At 31.3% G+C, this 18,784-nt stretch carries 19 protein-coding genes; 9 read left to right on the top strand and 10 right to left on the bottom strand.

Features of this window, described 5'->3' with window-relative positions:
• Positions 1-4: 4 nt before the first annotated feature.
• Both HHX25_RS04135 and HHX25_RS04140 read left to right on the top strand, forming a co-directional pair.
• Positions 5-1,765 carry a hypothetical protein gene (locus HHX25_RS04135; RefSeq protein ID WP_169670443.1) on the top strand — a complete coding sequence of 587 codons (1,761 nt, stop codon included), beginning with the start codon at positions 5-7 and terminating at the stop codon, positions 1,763-1,765.
• A gap of 23 nt (positions 1,766-1,788) precedes the next feature.
• A complete protein-coding gene (locus tag HHX25_RS04140) occupies positions 1,789-3,408 on the top strand; it encodes an ABC transporter substrate-binding protein (RefSeq protein WP_169670445.1) in 1,620 nt (539 codons plus the stop codon).
• On the opposite strand, the gene HHX25_RS04145 is transcribed toward HHX25_RS04140, so the two are convergent.
• The 6 genes from HHX25_RS04145 to HHX25_RS04170 all read right to left on the bottom strand — a co-directional run bounded on the left by HHX25_RS04145 (position 3,395) and on the right by HHX25_RS04170 (position 8,147).
• Positions 3,395-4,096: a lysoplasmalogenase family protein gene (locus HHX25_RS04145; protein ID WP_169670447.1), complete on the bottom strand. Its 702-nt coding sequence runs from the start codon at positions 4,094-4,096 to the stop codon at positions 3,395-3,397. The two genes, HHX25_RS04140 and HHX25_RS04145, sit on opposite strands and share 14 nt — an antisense overlap.
• 295 nt (positions 4,097-4,391) lie before the next feature.
• Positions 4,392-4,679 carry a hypothetical protein gene (locus HHX25_RS04150; RefSeq protein ID WP_169670449.1) on the bottom strand — a complete coding sequence of 96 codons (288 nt, stop codon included), beginning with the start codon at positions 4,677-4,679 and terminating at the stop codon, positions 4,392-4,394.
• A gap of 131 nt (positions 4,680-4,810) precedes the next feature.
• The gene (locus tag HHX25_RS21530; RefSeq protein ID WP_169670451.1) at positions 4,811-5,518 is read right to left on the bottom strand and encodes a lysoplasmalogenase family protein; all 708 of its coding nucleotides are present in this window, start codon (positions 5,516-5,518) and stop codon (positions 4,811-4,813) included.
• Between the two features lie 54 nt (positions 5,519-5,572).
• Entirely contained in the window at positions 5,573-6,481 is a 909-nt protein-coding gene (locus HHX25_RS04160; protein ID WP_169670453.1) for a TolB family protein, read from the bottom strand.
• A 73-nt stretch (positions 6,482-6,554) separates the two neighbouring features.
• Positions 6,555-7,730: a GlmU family protein gene (locus tag HHX25_RS04165; protein WP_169670455.1), complete on the bottom strand. Its 1,176-nt coding sequence runs from the start codon at positions 7,728-7,730 to the stop codon at positions 6,555-6,557.
• A gap of 165 nt (positions 7,731-7,895) precedes the next feature.
• A complete protein-coding gene (locus tag HHX25_RS04170) occupies positions 7,896-8,147 on the bottom strand; it encodes a type B 50S ribosomal protein L31 (protein ID WP_102757447.1) in 252 nt (83 codons plus the stop codon).
• A 159-nt stretch (positions 8,148-8,306) separates the two neighbouring features.
• On the opposite strand from HHX25_RS04170, the gene HHX25_RS04175 reads away from it, so the two are divergent.
• The 7 genes from HHX25_RS04175 to HHX25_RS04205 all read left to right on the top strand — a co-directional run bounded on the left by HHX25_RS04175 (position 8,307) and on the right by HHX25_RS04205 (position 15,404).
• A complete protein-coding gene (locus HHX25_RS04175; protein ID WP_169670457.1) occupies positions 8,307-8,837 on the top strand; it encodes a DUF4199 domain-containing protein in 531 nt (176 codons plus the stop codon).
• A gap of 39 nt (positions 8,838-8,876) precedes the next feature.
• Complete coding sequence (locus HHX25_RS04180; RefSeq protein WP_169670459.1) at positions 8,877-9,827, top strand: glycosyltransferase family 2 protein; 951 nt, start codon at positions 8,877-8,879, stop codon at positions 9,825-9,827.
• A 143-nt stretch (positions 9,828-9,970) separates the two neighbouring features.
• Complete coding sequence (locus HHX25_RS04185) at positions 9,971-11,701, top strand: phospho-sugar mutase (RefSeq protein WP_205957989.1); 1,731 nt, start codon at positions 9,971-9,973, stop codon at positions 11,699-11,701.
• A 53-nt stretch (positions 11,702-11,754) separates the two neighbouring features.
• Positions 11,755-13,590 (top strand): ABC transporter ATP-binding protein, encoded by a 1,836-nt coding sequence (locus HHX25_RS04190; RefSeq protein WP_169670461.1) that lies wholly within the window; start codon positions 11,755-11,757, stop codon positions 13,588-13,590.
• Positions 13,591-13,870: 280 nt separating this feature from the next.
• Positions 13,871-14,413: an RNA polymerase sigma factor gene (locus HHX25_RS04195; RefSeq protein ID WP_169670463.1), complete on the top strand. Its 543-nt coding sequence runs from the start codon at positions 13,871-13,873 to the stop codon at positions 14,411-14,413.
• Positions 14,414-14,445: 32 nt separating this feature from the next.
• A complete protein-coding gene (locus tag HHX25_RS04200; protein ID WP_169670465.1) occupies positions 14,446-14,943 on the top strand; it encodes a hypothetical protein in 498 nt (165 codons plus the stop codon).
• Between the two features lie 11 nt (positions 14,944-14,954).
• Positions 14,955-15,404: a Spy/CpxP family protein refolding chaperone gene (locus tag HHX25_RS04205; RefSeq protein WP_169670467.1), complete on the top strand. Its 450-nt coding sequence runs from the start codon at positions 14,955-14,957 to the stop codon at positions 15,402-15,404.
• Between the two features lie 55 nt (positions 15,405-15,459).
• Here HHX25_RS04205 and HHX25_RS04210 read toward each other — a convergent pair whose 3' ends face one another.
• The 4 genes from HHX25_RS04210 to HHX25_RS04225 form a co-directional block, all read right to left on the bottom strand.
• Entirely contained in the window at positions 15,460-16,530 is a 1,071-nt protein-coding gene (locus HHX25_RS04210) for a WD40/YVTN/BNR-like repeat-containing protein (RefSeq protein WP_169670469.1), read from the bottom strand.
• Between the two features lie 78 nt (positions 16,531-16,608).
• A complete protein-coding gene (locus tag HHX25_RS04215; RefSeq protein WP_169670471.1) occupies positions 16,609-17,238 on the bottom strand; it encodes an SCO family protein in 630 nt (209 codons plus the stop codon).
• Complete coding sequence (locus tag HHX25_RS04220; RefSeq protein WP_240964230.1) at positions 17,235-17,801, bottom strand: toxin-antitoxin system YwqK family antitoxin; 567 nt, start codon at positions 17,799-17,801, stop codon at positions 17,235-17,237. Before HHX25_RS04220 ends, HHX25_RS04215 begins: the two co-directional genes overlap by 4 nt.
• 3 nt (positions 17,802-17,804) lie before the next feature.
• Complete coding sequence (locus HHX25_RS04225; protein WP_169670473.1) at positions 17,805-18,584, bottom strand: YHYH protein; 780 nt, start codon at positions 18,582-18,584, stop codon at positions 17,805-17,807.
• Positions 18,585-18,784: the final 200 nt, after the last annotated feature.

The raw sequence follows: 18,784 nt of genomic DNA on the forward strand, positions 1-18,784 counted from the left end.
ATCGATGAAAAAATTCATATATAAAACGAACCAACACTTACTTGAAAATCATCCAATAATTTGGAATACAAAACTATTATGGGCTTTAACGACTGCTATTATTTTACATGTTTTGTTTTTTGTTTTTGGGTTCTTTGCTATTACTAACCCGAAAATTTTGCATGAGTATGGGGCTAAGCAAATCTTTTTTGAAAATGGCACCGTTTACATTAGCATTATCCTATCCATTTTAATACTTGTTATTTGGCTTATTTTCCTGTTTAAAAACAATGCCTTTAAAAGTTTTTATCCAATATCAAGACTAAAATTATTTAAACAATTTTTCATCTATTTAATAATCACTTTCCTTTCTACAACATTTTATATTTCATATAATTTAGGTGTTAAGTCTTATATTTCATACCAATATGATGATGAGAGCACTGAGAAAGAAATTTCGGCTTCTAATACTGCCTCATTATTCTTTTCTAAAAACATATTAGATTATACTATTAACCAGCGTTGTTATCCACCCCCATTCGATACTTTATATTGCGAAATCTATAATGGCATAACTCGTACCGAAGACAGTTTATCATTAAGATTCCTGGATTACCATTACAAGTATTATACGCTTTATAAAAAAGAAGGCACAATAAACCAGGAGTTCACAGATAGCACTTATACAGATTATGTGTATTACAAAACGAAAGATACAATTCGGACTTATTTTTATAAAGATTCTTTCTTTGATATTTCACCTCATGTAAAGACAGTCAACCCTAGTTATTTTAACTATTCAAAAATCTTTTACGAATCCCAAAAAGACAAACTTGAACATGATGTTATTCAATATAATTACTCTGAATATAATGATTTTGACTACGACCAGTACAATTATCGGTTGGGTTTCAATAAAAATAATAAGCGATGGAGCAAGTTGAATTACGACCTTTTAAAACGAAATGACCCTAATGAAATTAGGCAAATATTATCTGATTTTTTGGTGATTTGTAATCAATATGAAATTAGGCATAATTTAACTGCCAAGAATTGGTTTGACATGATTTATCATCCAGATGGCAACTTCGAATTAAAAAATCTGATCAGGAATGAACCTAGGTTAGAATTACAATATGAATCCAACGAGCCTAAAACTACCTTAGATACCTTTTACAAAAACCATATCACAGATTATTATTTAGATAATGATTCTTTATTTAGGGTTTTCGAAAACATAGAAGAGATTAAAGACAGTGATCCTTTTTTAGAAAGTATTCATTTTTTTATGTGGTTTGCTTTCTTTTTCTCTGCTTTGGTTTTTATGTTTAGAGTTACAGGTTTAAAGCCCCTACTCTTTACAATTATAAGTATTGGGATTTTAACCATATTTGTTATACTACTAGCAGTTTTTTATGCGTACATAACCAAATTTAATGATGAAAAGGTTGGCTTTTTCGCATCTTATTTAAGCCTTATATTGGGCGCTGTTATTTTGTCTATCCCTATATTTTATGCAAAAAAAATAAAAAAGCTTATCGTTGCAATTTGCTTGAACATATCTATTATCGGGTTTATACTTTATATTTTCCTAATAATAACCATAATAACCTTACATCAATCTTATGCATGTGGGAGGTATTTTGCTTATCTCATTGAGGATTGCCCTAATCTATTGGAAAGCTTAGGCATAACTTGGAGCTATATTTTATTCATTATTAATTTGTTCTTTATATACATGTATTCTGGTGTTATAAAAAACTGGAAAGCCTTACCCGAAGGATAAAACTGTAAATTATTTGCTTTTAAATGAAACTAATAAAAACAAAACTCCTAACTGCCTTTTTATTTATAACATGCATTATTTTGTTGTTATGCTCATGTACAAATAACACATCAATCCAAAAAGATCATTTAGTTTTCCGATATAATGAATATGCAAACATTAATACTTTAGATCCAGCTTTTTCGCGAACTCTACAGGACAATTCGGTATGTAATCAATTATTTAATGGTTTAGTGCAATTGGACAACAAATTAAATATCCTTCCATGTATAGCTAAAAGCTGGAGTACATCGGAGGATGGGCTGACTTACAAATTTATATTGAGAAATGATGTTTATTTTCACAAACATGAACTATTTGGAAAGGATTCCACCAGAGTGGTCATTGCAGAAGATTTTAAATATAGTCTTAACCGGTTAAGAGATAAAAAAATTGCGGCACCCGGGAGTTGGGTTTTAAATAAAGTAGATGATTTTAAAGCTATTAATGATACAGTTTTTCAAATCAGTTTAAAGCAACCTTTTCCTGCTTTTATAGGCTTATTAACCATGAAGTATTGCTCGGTTGTTCCAAAAGAAGTCGTTGAACACTATGGCATAGAGTTTAGATCACATCCTATCGGCACAGGTCCTTTTAAATTTAAACGCTGGAAAGAAAATATTAAACTTATTTTTAGAAAGAACCAGCATTACTTCGAAAAAGACGAAGCAGGCAAATCATTACCATACCTAGAAGCTGTAGCAATTACTTTTTTGCCCGATAAACAAAGTGAGTTTTTACAATTTGCTCAAGGTAATATCGATTATGTATATGGTTTAGATGCCTCGTATAAAGACGAGTTATTAACCGCAGACGGACACCTACGCAATTCCTACGCTAAGACAATCAATATGATTCGCGGCCCTTATTTAAATACCGAATATTTAGGTTTCTATTTAGATTCTAAAACTCCAGAAATTCAATCAGTACTCATAAGAAAAGCCATAAATTATGGGTTCGACAGAAAAAAAATGATGATTTATTTACGTAATGGTATTGGTAATCCTGCCAACGGTGGCTTTATTCCAATAGGGTTAGCTGGCTATAATAAATCTATTGGTTTTTCTTACCAACCAGAAAAAGCAAAACAACTCATAGAACAATTCAAAAAAGAAAGTGGTATAACAAATCCAGAAATCACATTGGTTACAACAAGTAATTATTTAGATTTTTGTGAATTTATACAGCGAGAACTTGAAAAAGCTGGACTAACCATTAATGTTGATGTTATGCCTGAAGCCACTTTAAGATCTGCCCGGTCTAATGGAAAGGTCGATATGTTTAGGAGTTCCTGGATCGCTGATTACCTGGATGCAGAAAACTACCTATCAATATTCTATAGTAAAAATTTCGCGCCAAAAGGGTCTAACTATTTTCACTTTAAAAATACTTTATTTGATAGTTTATACAACCAAGCGTTTACGATTACCGATATTGAAAAAAGAAAACATTTATATACTGCCATGGACTCTTTAGCCATGCAAAACGCCATCATGGTACCTCTATATTATGATGAAGTGGTTCGTTTTACAGGAAAAAATGTTTCTGGACTTGGCATTAACCCTATAAACCTCTTGGATTTAAGGCGAGTTAAAAAGGATTAATATTATTATTCTTTCTATGCTCTTTAACAATTCCAAAAATTATGAGATAGACTGATATACCATAAGACAACATAATTAGAATATCCTGCATTGGAAGATCCATTTTAAATGTTTTTATTGCCATCATGCCTTCAGAAAGCATATAAAAAATAACACCAAAAAACACATATAAATAGCTAATCCTATCAACAACATCTTTTCTTAAAAAAGCAAACTGAATAAGTAATAACGACACAAAAAAACTGAGTAATGCCGGTATAAAAAAATTCTTTAAGCTATTATAAAGTAAACTCACTATAAAAACGGTATAAGCAAATAGCACTATGGAAAAGGGAACCAGTCTCATAATATCAAAATCTGATCTATGAGATAATCGTAAGCTTAAAAAGATTTTTGCAAAACCAAAAATAGCCAAACTAGCACTTAAGAGAATAATATTAGTATGTTCTATAATAAGTATATCTCCTATTAAAAAACAGGATAATGACAAGATTACCCATGACTTTTTAATCTTTCTTTTCTCTGTAGTATTATAACAGTAATATAAAAACAAAAGCAATGTTATAGGAGGCTTGGAGATGTAACGATATGGAAAAGAACTGAGATTTAGTTTGACTAAGATATCTATAGTTAAAACAACAAAGAAAAGGATAGTGAACTTTTTTTCATTTTTAAAAATGTGCGACACTGTTTATCTTTTTAGGGGCTATTAAAGTTTACACCCTTTAAAAAATGTAAACCTTAGCTAATATAGAAAAATAGAATTGTATTAGCCAATTTCCTTCAAATTGAACAAAATTTTTCTGAGATTATTAAAATTAAAGAGGCATCTATTATAAACAAAATAGGGAGTTTATTTAAAATATAGTGCTTGCCAATTATTATTCATATTTCTAACGAAGCATAAAATAACTTTCGTTTTTTCTACTTTTTAATAGCCTTTTTATTCTTTATTACTTCTACCTATGTCATTAATTTCATCTTTAATAACGACTACGGATTTCTTCCATTTTTTTTCTAAGAGAATATAAAATAAATACAGCCCCAAGTCCAAATGGTAAAGCTATGATAGTCAATATTAGGCTATTTTCTAAGTCTATATACATGATTCCAAACTCTACCAATAGCGCCAAAACTATTCCAGCCATAAAAGTTCCCGCATAATAAACAACAATACTTAATATGGCATACAGCCATTTATTTTGTTTGTATTCTTCTGATAAATCATAAAATCTTTTTCCGATAAAATAAATGAGTAAAATTCCTAGCATAAAATATTTTAATTTAAAATAATTAATATCGTCATCTTCCTTGCCTTTTATTCATTTTGATGAAAGACAACTTGTTTGATTTTAAGTACCAATAACATATAGATAAGAAAAGCTTTAACTTAAAAATTTAATCAACTAAAAAGTTTCTTTTTAACAAATAAAAAATTAGTTTCTTTAATTATACCAAGCACAATAAAATACTGAGATAAGCCATAAAACAACATAATTGTAATTGAATGGTAAGCAAAATCATTATCATAAAAAAGCCTTAGCCCGGTAATATTATCTGATAAAACAGAAAACACAATACCAGTTAAAACCCAGCTATAGCTAGCTGAATTAACTTCTCCTTTTCTTAAATAAGCAAATGCTATAGTGGTCACTGCTATAAACAAATACAGTAAAATAAGTAAAAAATAACTATTTAAATTGTTATAGATTGAAATTAAAAAGCCAACTAAATATACAAAACAAAAAGCTAAAAAAGGAGATAATTTAATCAAGCTAAAATCTCTTTTATTTGAAAAGCGAAAAACATAAAACACTTTTCCTAAAATGAAACAAAAAGTGCCTATAATAAAACAAATTGTTTGGGTGTGTAAAATCAAAAAAACATCACCTGCCAGAAAGCTCAATAAAGCGCAAATAACAAAAATTCGTTTTCGTTTAAAGTGCTCTTTATTATTAACCAGATAATATACTAATAGTAACGTTGTAACTAAACTTTTAGAAAAAAACCTACAAATTAGAATGTCAGGGTTAAGTTTTACTAAAATATCTATGAATAATACCGAGAAGAAAAGAGTTGAGAATAAATAAATATTTTTAAATAAAGCCACCGTTGTTATGCAGGTTTATGGAGATTTAAGAGCATTGCAATTTAGAACTTTTATTTAATTAAAAAAATATATATCGTCATCTCCTTTTCCACCTTGACGTTTTGATGAAAAGTAACCTGTCTTATTTTCAGCATCAATAATTAGACTAAAATCATCTTGTTTGCTATTTAAAGGTTTTGGCATTTTTACAGCTTTTTTAAAAGTTCCATCCTCATTCATAATACTTTTATAAATATCGAATCCACCAAATCCATTGGGTCTATTTGAAGCAAAATACAAGGTATTATCAGCACTTATAAAAGGAAACATCTCTCGGCTATACGAGTTGACTTTACTTCCTAAATTTTTTGGCTCGCCATAAGTACCACCATCAAAGATATCTACTTTAAAAATATCTGAACCGCCTCTTGTGTTCTCCCTCCCTCCCCTAATATTTGCTGTAAAATATAAGGTTTTCCCATCTTTACTTAAAGCAGGATGTGCATAAGAATATTTAGGATTGCAGAATGGCAAGACTCTAAAATTAGTCCAACCCAAGCCAGCCATAAACTCTCCTACCGAAATATGAAAGTTAGATTCTTTAAAGTTACCTTTTGGCATATTTTTCCTCGTATAATTTGTTGCCAAATAAATGTGTTTTCCATCAGGTGATATTGTTGCACTGGTAATATGAGATATGTGCTGTTTTGGATCTATTTGAACAAGTTTTATATTATTAATAGAGCCTTCATCTAATAAATCACCTTCATAAATTGTTAGGATGGGGTTGCCCTCAAAACGTTTTACCCTACCCTTTTTATCTAATAAATATGATGTAAAAACAACTTTTGAATCACTAATCTGCATCAAGCCAAAATGTGGATACTTAGTATTAATATCCAAGTTTTTAACAGTGTAATCCTTCGTTTGAGAAAAACCTATCAGTCCAATTAAAAAGAGTATATAAAAAAATAACTTAAGCATAAAGCAATGTACACAAACAAATATAATGATTTGAATTCAAATCGATTACAATGCGCTATTGCCGATTTATAAATTATTCTCTTCTATATTTTTTGGTTTCTTCGAAAACATGTTCCAGAATTGCCTGATCCTGTTCTGTAAATTCCTTATTACGCCTAGCCATAACAATGCCAGCTACTTCAAATGCTTTCTTGGTTAAATAGGTTGTAAAACCATTACTGCCTCCCCAGCTAAAACTTGGCACAAAATTTCTTGGAAATCCGCTGCCAAAAATATTAGCACTAACACCTACAACGGTTCCTGTGTTGAACATCGTGTTGATACCACATTTACTGTGATCTCCCATCATGAGCCCACAAAACTGCAATCCCGTCTTAGCAAAACCTTCAGTTTCATAATCCCACAAACGCACTTCGGCGTAATTATTTTTTAAATTAGACGTATTAGTATCTGCTCCTAGGTTGCACCATTCTCCCAAAACAGAATTCCCCAAAAAGCCATCATGACCTTTATTCGAGTTAGCAAATAAAACTGCGTTGTTAACCTCACCGCCTACTTTACTACTAGGTCCAATGGTTGTTGGCCCATAAATCTTTGCAGCTAACTTCACCATAGCATTTTCACATAAAGCAAAAGCTCCGCGTATAATGCTTCCTTCCATTATCTCTGTATTCTTACCAATGTAAATAGGTCCTCCGCTAGCATTAAGTGTTACAAACTCCAATTTAGCTCCTTCTTCTACAAAAATATTCTCTGGAGCAATCACATTGTTACTCGATGGTATGGGTTGCGACGTTCTATCTTTTGTAAGTAAGTTAAAATCTTCTTGAATAGCTTCTCCATTCTTAGAAAAAATATCCCAAGTATTTTCAATCTTTATAATATGACTCTCAAATTCAAATTTTTCAAAAGCATTGAAGTCTATATCCTCTTGTCCTTCTTTAGCAAAAAATGCAATAATAGTATCGTCTTTAAAAATGGCTTGGTGCTCTTTTAAATCTTTTATTTTGTTTACCAATTCAAAATTTGGAAGGCATGATGCATTAATCATCACATTTTCTTCCAGTTCTACCATAGGATATTTATCAGATAGATAGTCTTCGGTAATAGTTGTCGTTGTGGTTTTCAAAAAAGCTTCCCACTTTTCACGAATGGTTAAAATTCCAACCCTAATATCGGCTACTGGTCTGGTAAATGTAAACGGCAACAAATTGTTACGAGAAGATCCATCAAAAAGAATGTAATTCATAAAAAATCAAAATTATGAGTTAAGAAGCTACAAGTTTTGTACGTTTTACTATCGCATGTATTATTTATACATTCAAAAGTAACTCAATTAGATAAAATATAAAAGCCTTTCATAAACTGAAAGGCTTTATAAATATTTATATTACGAATATGAATTGCGCTTAAATTATTTTTTAAATTTAGCGTATTTTGTCTTGAATTTATCAATACGACCAGCAGTATCTACTAATTTAGATTTACCAGTGTAATAAGGGTGAGAAGTTCTTGATATCTCCATTTTAACAAGTGGATACTCAACACCATCAACTTCAATAGTTTCATTAGTATCTGCAGTAGATTTTGTTAAAAACACATCATCATTAGACATATCTTTAAATGCTACTAATCTATAATTTTCTGGATGTATACCTTTTCTCATCACTAAATGCTTTTATTCTTTACAATTTTCGAGCTGCAAATTTAAGTATTTTTTATAAATCCGCAATATTTTTTATTATTTTTTATTTTAACCTTTTCGTGTAACATTTTATTATATTAGTATACTAACAGATCAACTAACATTTTTAAACAAAATATTATGGAAAAATCTTTAAAGTCTATTGCTTCAAATTACGGACTATATTTAGGTGCAATACTGGCTCTTTTAACCGTTGTGGCTTACGCTGTAAGCCTTGATTTACTAACAAACATGTGGTACGGAATTTTTATTCTAATAACAATAATAGTCTTAGGAATTATTTCAGTTGCCAAAACAAAACAACTTCAAAATGGATATGCCTCTTTTAAGGAAGCGTTTACTGCATACTTTTTCACTGTTTTAATTGGCTTAGTAATAAGCACTCTGGTTTCTTATCTATTATTTAATTTTATCGATACTGATGCTGCAGAGGTATTGAAAGAAAAGACTATTGAACAAACCGTTCAAACACTTGAAAGTTTTAATGTTCCTAGTGAGAAGATAGCCGAGTCTGTTGAGCAAATTGAGTCTCAAAATCAATATTCGTTAGGAAACATTTTTAAAGGACTGGCAGGATATTTAGTGCTTTTTAGTATTATCGGGTTAATTGTTGCTGCTGCGATGAAAAAAAGTAAGCCAGACACAGAATAAATTCATTATTTTTGAATATTGAATTTTGAAAATATTTAAATGAATATATCTGTAGTTATACCACTACTAAACGAACAAGACTCTTTAACAGAATTATATGATTGGATTGCAAAAGTTATGCAATCCAATCATTTTTCATATGAAATTATTTTCATTGATGACGGCAGTACAGATAATTCCTGGCAAATTATTTCTCAATTAGCATCACAAAACAATCACGTAAAAGGCATTCGCTTTTTTAAAAATTTTGGAAAATCCCAAGCACTACATGCTGGCTTTGAAAAAGCCAAGGGCAATGTGGTTATTACTATGGATGCAGACTTGCAGGATAATCCTGATGAAATTCCAGAACTCTACAATATGATTACAAATGGTGGCTACGATCTGGTTTCTGGATGGAAAAAGAAGCGTTACGATTCTGTTATTGCTAAAAACTTGCCATCAAAATTATTCAATTGGGCTGCTAGAAAAACATCTGGTGTTAAATTAAACGACTTTAATTGCGGACTTAAAGCATATCACTTAAATGTTGTTAAAAATATTGATGTTAACGGTGAAATGCATCGATACATTCCTGTATTATCTAAAAATGCAGGGTTTACAAAAATTGGTGAGAAAATAGTACAACATCAAGCTAGAAAATATGGAGAAACAAAATTCGGTATGAATCGCTTTGTCCATGGTTTTTTAGATTTAATCACTATTTGGTTCTTGTCACGCTTCGGTAAACGCCCTATGCATCTATTTGGCGCATTAGGTTTTATTATGTTTACCATTGGTTTTGGATTTGCATTCTATTTAGGTATCGATAAACTATTTTTAAATCCAACGGGCAGACTTATTACAGAACGTCCTCAATTTTATATTGCCCTTTCAACCATGGTTATCGGCACACAATTTTTTGTTGCTGGCTTTTTAGGTGAAATTGTTTTGCGTACCAAACAAGGCAAAAAGCGCTATTATATTAAAAAGGAACTGAACTTTAATTAGCATTCATACTTTTTCAAAAAAATACAACCTACTAATGCCTTATAAAAATACTAAAACGTTTGCGTTATTAAATATTAGTTCAACGTGAAAAACAAAGATATTATCTCGTTAATTGATTATTTTTGCATTTATTTAACTGACATATGATTTACATAGAACCAAAAATTTTAGATAGAATCAATACATGGTTAACGCCAACTTTTGATAATGAAACTCAAGCATTCATTAAAGACAGCATTGCTAGCAATCCAAAAGACATTCAAGAAAGTTTTTATAAAGACTTAGAATTTGGAACTGGTGGTATGCGAGGTATTATGGGAGTTGGAACCAACCGCATCAATAAATATACTTTAGGAAAAAGTACTCAGGGATTAAGTGATTATTTACACAAATCGTTTCCAAACGAAAATCCAAAAGCTGTTATCGCATACGATTGCAGACACAATAGCAAGACATTAGCTAAAGTTGTTGCTGATGTTTTTTCGGCAAATAGTATTGAAGTTTATTTGTTTGAGGATTTACGTGCTACACCAGAATTATCTTTTGCCGTTAAACATTTAAACTGTCATTGTGGTATCGTTTTAACAGCTTCCCATAACCCGCCAGAATACAATGGATATAAAGTATATTGGCAAGATGGAGGCCAACTAGTTCCGCCACATGACGATGCCTTAATACAAGTTATAAACAACCTTGACTACGCCAATATAAAATTTGAAGCGAATAACGATCTTATTCATTACATAGGAAAGGATGTTGATGATACGTTTATAAATGCTTCAGTAAAAAATGGTAGTTGTGGAGCTTCACAAGAAGCCAAAGACAACTTAAACATTGTATTCACATCACTTCACGGTACGTCAATTACAGCAGTCCCAGAAACTTTAAAGCGTGCTGGATACAAAAATGTTCATATCGTAAAAGAACAAGAAGTCCCTGATGGTGATTTTCCAACCGTAGCATCACCTAATCCAGAAGAGCCTGCCGCATTAAAAATGGCATTGGAGTTAGCAGACAAAGTAGGTGCCGATATCGTTATAGGAACCGATCCTGATTGTGACAGATTGGGCGTTGCTGTTCGTAATTCAGAGAATAAGCTACAATTGCTTAATGGGAATCAAACTATGGTTATGATGACCGATTTCTTATTAAAGCAATGGAAAGCTGAAGGAAAAATTAAAGGAAAAGGATTTATTGCCTCAACCATAGTATCTACACCCATGCTTAATAAGCTTGCCGAAGCTTATAGCGTAGATAGCAAAATTGTATTAACAGGTTTTAAATGGATAGCTAAATTAATAAAAGATTTCCCTGAGCTTGATTTTATTGGTGGTGGCGAAGAAAGTTTTGGTTTTATGGTAGGTGATTTTGTTAGAGATAAAGATGCTGTTACCTCAACACTTCTAGCTTGCGAAATAGCTGCACAGTGTAAAGCTAATGGTAGTTCTTTTTTCAGTGAGCTTATAAATTTATATGCTGAACACGGGTTTTACAAAGAGCGCTTGATATCGCTTACCAAAAAAGGTATTGAAGGTGCCGAAGAAATTAAGCAAATGATGATCGATGCACGTGAAAACCCTTTAACTGAAGTCAATGGATCTAAGGTAATTAAAGTTGAAGATTATCAATTATCTGTTAGTAAAAACATGATTTCTGGTGAAGAAAGTACGATTGACATTCCAAAATCCAATGTATTGATTTATTATACAGAAGATGGCAGCCAAATAGCACTAAGACCTAGTGGAACAGAACCAAAAATAAAATTCTACGTTAGTGTAAATGACGATTTAGAATCTGTTGATGCTTTTTATGATACCGAAGCTAAGCTAGAATCTAAAATAGATGCTATTTTAAAAGATATGAAACTTAATTAATGAAACATTTAATTCATTCTAGAATAGCTTTAAAACATAACAAATACTACTAGATGAGTCATTTTGTAAATATTCTACGATACGCAAAGCCATATAAAAGATTTGCTATAGGACATATTATATCCAATGTGTTTTTTGCCTTATTTGGCACATTATCCTTCATTTCTTTAAAACCGATGTTGGATGTCATTTTTAAAGAAAATAAAATAGCTCCAACAACAAAACCCATTTATGAAGGTTATATGGAAATTGGAGATTATGTTGAAAACTATTTGGCATATGAAATGAATCAATTTACCGGTGGGGATAAATCAAAAGCCCTATTATTTACAGTTGGTTTAATTGTTATCATGTTTTTACTCAAAAACTTATCTGGTTATTTGGCAAACTACTTTTTAGTGTTTTTGCGTAATGGCGTTATAAGAGATCTTAGAAATAGAGTTTATAAAAAAACCATAGAGCTGCCTTTATCGTATTTATCAGAACAACGAAAAGGGGACATTTTAGCTAGGGTTACCAGTGATGTTTTAGATTTACAATATTCTTTCCTATCTGTATTAGAACTTATTGTAAGAGAGCCGTTAACTATTATATTCACAATAGCGGCTATGCTCATTATAAGTGCAAAACTTACGCTCTTTGTATTTATTTTTATTCCTATAATGGGGTTTATTATATCTAAAATTGGCAAAAGTTTAAAACGAAAATCTGATCGCGTTCAAAAAGAACAAGGCTTATTTTTATCCACTTTAGAAGAAACCTTAACAGGTTTAAGAATCATTAAAGGTTTTAGTGCAGAAAATAAATTCAATGAAAAGTTTCAAGAATCTACATCTAGGTTTTATAAGTTTTCTAATAAATTAATGAACAGGCAAAACTTAGCATCTCCTTCCAGTGAATTTTTAGGAATTTGTATGATCGCTGTTATATTATGGTATGGAGGTAGTTTAGTTCTAACTAAAGACCAGAACTTAGCACTAGACAGTACCAGCTTCTTAATCTACATGGGGTTATCTTATCAAATATTAACACCTGCCAAAGCTATTTCACGTGGGCTTTATAATATTAAAAAAGGAGGTGCCGCAGCTGAAAGAATTCAAGAAATCATTGATACCCCTAACCCTTTAAAGGATAAAGAAAATGCCATTGCAAAAATGAGTTTTGATTCTGAAATAGAATTTAAAAACATTTCTTTTAAATATGAGGACGATTATGTACTGAAAAACTTCTCATTAACTATCCCTAAAGGAAAAACGGTAGCTTTGGTTGGACAATCTGGAAGTGGAAAATCAACTATTGCCAATTTAATAACACGTTTTTACGATGTTAACAAAGGAGAAATTTCAATAGACGGTATAGATATTCGAGATTTAACAACTGATTCCTTAAGACGTCAATTAGGTATAGTAACTCAAGATGCTATTTTATTTAACGATAGTATAAAGAATAATTTAAAACTTGGTAATGACAATGCCAATGATAATGACATCATTGAAGCCTTAAAAATTGCCAATGCCTGGGAATTTGTTAAGGATTTGCCCGAAACTATTAATACAAATATCGGAGACTCAGGAAATAAGCTTTCTGGTGGTCAAAAGCAACGTTTAAGTATCGCTCGTGCAGTTCTTAAAAGTCCGCCTATTATGGTTTTAGATGAAGCAACTTCGGCTCTGGATACCGAGAGTGAACGTTTAGTACAAGTCGCTTTAGAAAATATGATGAAAAACAGAACTTCTATTGTTATTGCACATAGATTATCTACCATACAAAATGCCGATGAAATTATAGTTCTTAATAAAGGGGAAATTGTCGAACAAGGTAAACATAAAGATCTTATTAGTAAAAAAGGAACCTACTACAAACTTGTAGAAATGCAAAGTTTCGGATAATATTAATAACTAAAAAGTAAAAAAGGATAGAGATTTGGGCATCTATCCTTTTTTGTTCATTGATAGACTTGGGGACGACTAACAACAATAAGTAGGTTTCTGTTACAAACATAAAACAAAAAACCTTTTGAACCAAGAAAAAACGCATTTAATCGTCGATTTAATACATTTAATCGATAAAAATAACTACATTAAATTGATTATCAGTTAATTACAAAATATTAAAAAATAAAACTTAAACTTTCTGTATTTTTATTAGTCTAAAGACTAAATATTTTTTGTGACCAACGAAACGCAACTAGTAGAACAATTAAAATCTGAAAGCCATAAAGATCACGCTTTTAGAACGCTAATCACGCTTTATAAAGATCGCTTATACTGGCATATTCGTCATATAGTAAAATCACACGATGATACTGATGACGTACTCCAAAATACATTTATTAAAGTTTATAAAAACATTCATAACTTTAAAGGAGATAGTAAATTGTTTTCATGGTTATACCGCATTGCTACTAACGAATCGATTACATTAATTAATAAAAATGCTAAACGTCTGCAAATTACAAGTGAAGAAGTGCAACAATTAGCAATAAACAATTTAGCATCCGATGTTTATTTTGAAGGCGACGCCATTCAACTAAAATTACAACAGGCTATTGCTACTTTGCCAGAAAAGCAACAGCTCGTTTTTAATATGAAATATTTTGAAGACATAAAGTATAAAGATATGGCCGACATACTAGAAACCAGTGAAGGTGCATTAAAAGCTTCTTATCACATCGCTGTTAAGAAAATTGAAACCTATTTAACTAAAGATTAAACCTTTATTAAAACTATAAGTCTTAATAGATAATGAAACAGAATAAACTACATAACATTAAAAAAACTGGGTTTAAAGTTCCCAAGGATTATTTTGATACTTTGGAAGATGCTCTTTTAAGTGATATAAAACTTAAAGAAGCATCAAATGATTCTGGTTTTAAACTACCTGAGGGCTACTTTGACACTTTAGAAGATAAGGTTATGGAAAAAGTTTCAACCAAGCCTCCTGTAAAAGTAGTGCCTTTATTTAGAAAAAGAAGCATCATTTACATATCTGGTATAGCAGCGGCTGCACTACTTTTATTTAATCTTTCAATTTTTAAAAGTAAACCAACTTTTGATTCTTTAGATTTTGAAACCGTTGAGAATTATATATTGAATGAAAATATTGGTTCTTATGAAATTGCAACATTACTACCTGAAGAAGATTTGTTAGAAGAAAACTTTATAGAGTATAAAGTTGAAGAAGAATCTGTAAAAACCTATATATTAGACAATCTGGACATTGAAGATCTTATTATTGAATAAAGTACAAACTCATGAAAAAAATCATACTACCTATATTAATATTTTTTCTTTCGCTAAATATTTTAGCACAACATGATAGAGGAAAAATTAAAGCTCTTAAAATTTCGTTCATTACTGAAAAACTAGATTTAACAGAGGATGAAGCTCAGAAATTTTGGCCGGTTTACAATAATTATGATAAGGTAACCTCTAAAATAAGACATGAAGATATTAGAAGTATTCGTCGTGAAATTAGAAGCAATATAAACACCTTAACAGATAAAAAAGCAAAAGATCTAATCACGAAGCTAAATAAAGCCGAAAGTGCCCTCCATAACCAGCGTATGGAGTTATCAAATAAATTATTGCAAATCTTGCCTCCCAGAAAAATAATTTTATTAAAAATAGCTGAGGATGATTTTAAAAGAAAAATGCTCCAGCACTTTAAAAATAGAGGTTACAAAGGAAGGAAAAGGGAATAAATTAGATTGAATATCCCTAACATGTTGCCTAGCCTTCACACTTTTCATGAACTTTTTACTCTCTAAAGGTTAACTTTGAAATACTTCCTGCCCCAGCGGCGTAAGCTATTGAATCGTTTAAAAATCGGATCGTATAAAAGCCTTCATCATTTAAATGTTTCCATGAATTTCCAGAATCATTACTATAATCTATCCCTTTAAACCCAACGGCAACCAGTTCTTTGCCTCCCCTATTTGGAATATATTGTACACAGCTTCTATAGCCAGGGTTTTTATTTTGAGCTACTAATTCCCAGGTTTTACCTCCATCAATTGTTTTAATTTTATTAGCAGCATTATCTTCTGGTTTTGTGTAATCTCCACCTATAGCAAAGCCATTGAGCTCATCATAAAAATCGATAGAATACATACCTGTTGTTTCTAAACCTTGAACTATTGGTGTATTATAAACTTTCCAGGTTTTTCCTTTATCGGGTGAATATAAAATTCTACTAGATTTTCCTCCTGTAGCTACCCAAGTATGGTTCCCTACAATAGCAATATTAGTATCGCTTGCTGCAAAAGCGGCTTCACCTTCATTAACTTTTGGTAAAGAATCGCAGGGTAATTTGTGCCATGTTTCCCCACCATCTCTTGTAATAATAATACTCATACAATCGTTTGTAGGATCTCCAATAGCAATACCTTCTTGGTTATTCCAGAAATCCATGGAATCATAAAAAGTCTTAGGATGATTTTCCCTGTAAACTACAGTATCTTTGCCTATATCTAACTTAAACAACAAAGCTGGGGATCCTATGCTTAAGCCATACCCGTGTTTACTGCTCCCTGCCAAAGCCCTGAAATTAGGGGATATCGAATCACTCTTAACTTTAATGGGATACGCTATATTTTTATTAGATGTTCCATTTTCCTCAATAGGTACAACACCCATGTTTCCGTTGGACGTTAAAAAAACCAAAACATTAGTATTTTCAATAATTTCTAGTGCCCTAACATTCAATAAGGAATCTTTTATAATGGTACTAATCTCAACACTATTAATGTTTCGAAACTTAAATGTATTGAACGCTTTAAATCCAAAAAATATAAACATGGCTATTAACAGTAAAGATACCTTTTTCATAAAACCTAAATTTCTATAAAAATAGAAAAAGCTTCGTGATGAATCACGAAGCTTTACAATAATACTATTAATTAAAATTTATCCCTTTCCTTTTAAAATAGTAATATGCCTCTTTAATCGTTCTATATCAATTTCCAAAGTGCCATTATAAACGCCCCGTATATATCCTTGTTTATCTATCAAAATAAAGTTTTCGGTATGTATAAAGTCGCTCTCATTTTGTGTTTTTATAAAATCTTCATCGGCGAAATACCCGTTCCTAGCTATTTTATACAATGCCTCTTTATCTCCAGTCACTAAATGCCACCTAGCAGCATTTACATGATTTCTTTGGGCATAATCTTTTAAAACAGGTATGGAGTCTTTCCAAGGCATGACCGTGTGAGAAAGCATCATAATATCTTTATCATTTTTATAAGCCTCCTGAATACTTCCCATATTTTTGGTAAGCTTGGGGCAAATACCAGGGCAACTGGTAAAAAAGAAATCAGCGATATAAATCTTCCCTTTATACGTTTCATTAGTAACAGTTTCTCCATTCTGGTTAAGAAAAGAAAACTCTGGGATTCTGTGTGTCGCTTTATGCCATTCTGGGGTAAAATCGGCACTATTAAAATAAGGCAACTTTGCAATGTCGCTATTTTCTATTTGCTTGTTTTTACAAGAAGCAATAATAAAAATGAATGCTATTAAAATAGAATACTTCATTTAATTTCGTCGCTATTTGTTGTTACCGTATAACATTTTTTTAACCCTATTAAACCAAACCGTTCGTCTCCGACTACTTCATAATTAGCTTTTATAGTACCATCTGGTTTCCAAAGACGCTGACGACCAACTTCTTTTCCATTTACATAGTTAAAATCCCTGTACAATTGCTTGGTTTCATACCATTCTCTAACTATACCATGATATTCGCCCTTTTCATTAAAATGATATTCAAATTTAAGAATGGTATCATTCCACCAAGCTTTATGAACTCCAGATTTAACTCCTTTTATATATAAACGCTCCATAGATTTTGAACCGTTCTCAAACCAATGTTTCTCGTAACCTTCTTTTCTACCAGCTACATATTCAATATCAGATTTCAAATTCCCACTAACATAGTACGTTTGTAAATTCCCAGTAAATGCCGTGTTTTTATACAACAGAACACCATTATCAAGCTGCAAATTAGGATCTGACGCTTTGAGAACTCTTTCGGAATCCAAAGCATTACAAGCATACAGGACACCTACAAAAAAGATGATATGTTTTAATTTGATCATCACCTAATTAGTAATATTTCCAGGTGTTCCAAAATAGCCATTCCCATTAATGTAAGGATCTTCACTGGTTATATGATAATGATAAATTCCTTCTGGGAAATCTGCAGTTACAGAAGTATGACCATGATAGGCATCTAAATCCTCATTGGTTATAACTTCACCATTTTCAAGAGGACCATAAACAGGGAAACCATCCGCTAAAAGCCCTAGAAAAGCATCTTCTCCAAATTGCTGGGTTAAATAGGTAGGTTCTATATGATAATGATATTGCCCTGTACGCTGCGGATGTCCCAACCATTGATCGAACGAATCAATTTCATTGGTTAACGGCTGATCTGGACCAGCGTACTGATTAAAAAACACAACGCCATTTCTTGAAATACCAATTGGCCCTAGACCTGTTACTTGCTTATTCGCAGCCTCGGCTGGGTTTAACGTCATTGTAAAAACTATATTTTGTGCACTAATCGTATTAGGGTTTATATTCCAATTAGGATTTGTACCATTATACGCTTCATATAAGGGGTTGTTTGTCGGCCAATATGGACTTGTATGATTCGGTAAATCTTGCGTTGTAAATGTAACCGTATTTCCATTTACTTCATAAGACAACCCCGTTCCTTCAAATTTTGAAAGAATAGCACTTATATCATAATCCGTATCGGCAGGTTGTTCATTTCCATCTTCGTTTGCTATAGTTGTAGAATCATCTCCATTAGAGCATGCAAAAAAAATGATGGTAGTTAATAGAGATATAATTAATATTCTTTTTAAATTTTTCATAGGTCTATTTTTTAATATGATGAAAAAATCACCAAAAGGTTTAAAATCAATACAGATATCACCAAAAATGAAATACTAATAACTAAGGCTGCTCTTTTAACTTTCATTGTTTTATTTGAGATTTGTCTTTTTAGATGCAGTTCGTAATTAAACCTTGCGCGAAATTCTATTTTTTTCAAAAAAAAAGACTTTCAATATCT

It is taken from the genome of Flavivirga algicola, from assembly GCF_012910715.1.
Taxonomy (GTDB): domain Bacteria; phylum Bacteroidota; class Bacteroidia; order Flavobacteriales; family Flavobacteriaceae; genus Flavivirga; species Flavivirga algicola.

Coding starts and splice junctions, on each gene's coding strand:
- HHX25_RS04135 (WP_169670443.1), top strand. CDS start 5: ATGAAAAAATTCATATATAAAACGAACCAACACTTACTTGAAAATCAT.
- HHX25_RS04140 (WP_169670445.1), top strand. CDS start 1,789: ATGAAACTAATAAAAACAAAACTCCTAACTGCCTTTTTATTTATAACA.
- HHX25_RS04150 (WP_169670449.1), bottom strand. CDS start 4,679: ATGCTAGGAATTTTACTCATTTATTTTATCGGAAAAAGATTTTATGAT.
- HHX25_RS04160 (WP_169670453.1), bottom strand. CDS start 6,481: ATGCTTAAGTTATTTTTTTATATACTCTTTTTAATTGGACTGATAGGT.
- HHX25_RS04165 (WP_169670455.1), bottom strand. CDS start 7,730: ATGAATTACATTCTTTTTGATGGATCTTCTCGTAACAATTTGTTGCCG.
- HHX25_RS04170 (WP_102757447.1), bottom strand. CDS start 8,147: ATGAGAAAAGGTATACATCCAGAAAATTATAGATTAGTAGCATTTAAA.
- HHX25_RS04175 (WP_169670457.1), top strand. CDS start 8,307: ATGGAAAAATCTTTAAAGTCTATTGCTTCAAATTACGGACTATATTTA.
- HHX25_RS04180 (WP_169670459.1), top strand. CDS start 8,877: ATGAATATATCTGTAGTTATACCACTACTAAACGAACAAGACTCTTTA.
- HHX25_RS04185 (WP_205957989.1), top strand. CDS start 9,971: ATGATTTACATAGAACCAAAAATTTTAGATAGAATCAATACATGGTTA.
- HHX25_RS04190 (WP_169670461.1), top strand. CDS start 11,755: ATGAGTCATTTTGTAAATATTCTACGATACGCAAAGCCATATAAAAGA.
- HHX25_RS04200 (WP_169670465.1), top strand. CDS start 14,446: ATGAAACAGAATAAACTACATAACATTAAAAAAACTGGGTTTAAAGTT.
- HHX25_RS04205 (WP_169670467.1), top strand. CDS start 14,955: ATGAAAAAAATCATACTACCTATATTAATATTTTTTCTTTCGCTAAAT.
- HHX25_RS04210 (WP_169670469.1), bottom strand. CDS start 16,530: ATGAAAAAGGTATCTTTACTGTTAATAGCCATGTTTATATTTTTTGGA.
- HHX25_RS04215 (WP_169670471.1), bottom strand. CDS start 17,238: ATGAAGTATTCTATTTTAATAGCATTCATTTTTATTATTGCTTCTTGT.
- HHX25_RS04220 (WP_240964230.1), bottom strand. CDS start 17,801: ATGATCAAATTAAAACATATCATCTTTTTTGTAGGTGTCCTGTATGCT.
- HHX25_RS04225 (WP_169670473.1), bottom strand. CDS start 18,584: ATGAAAAATTTAAAAAGAATATTAATTATATCTCTATTAACTACCATC.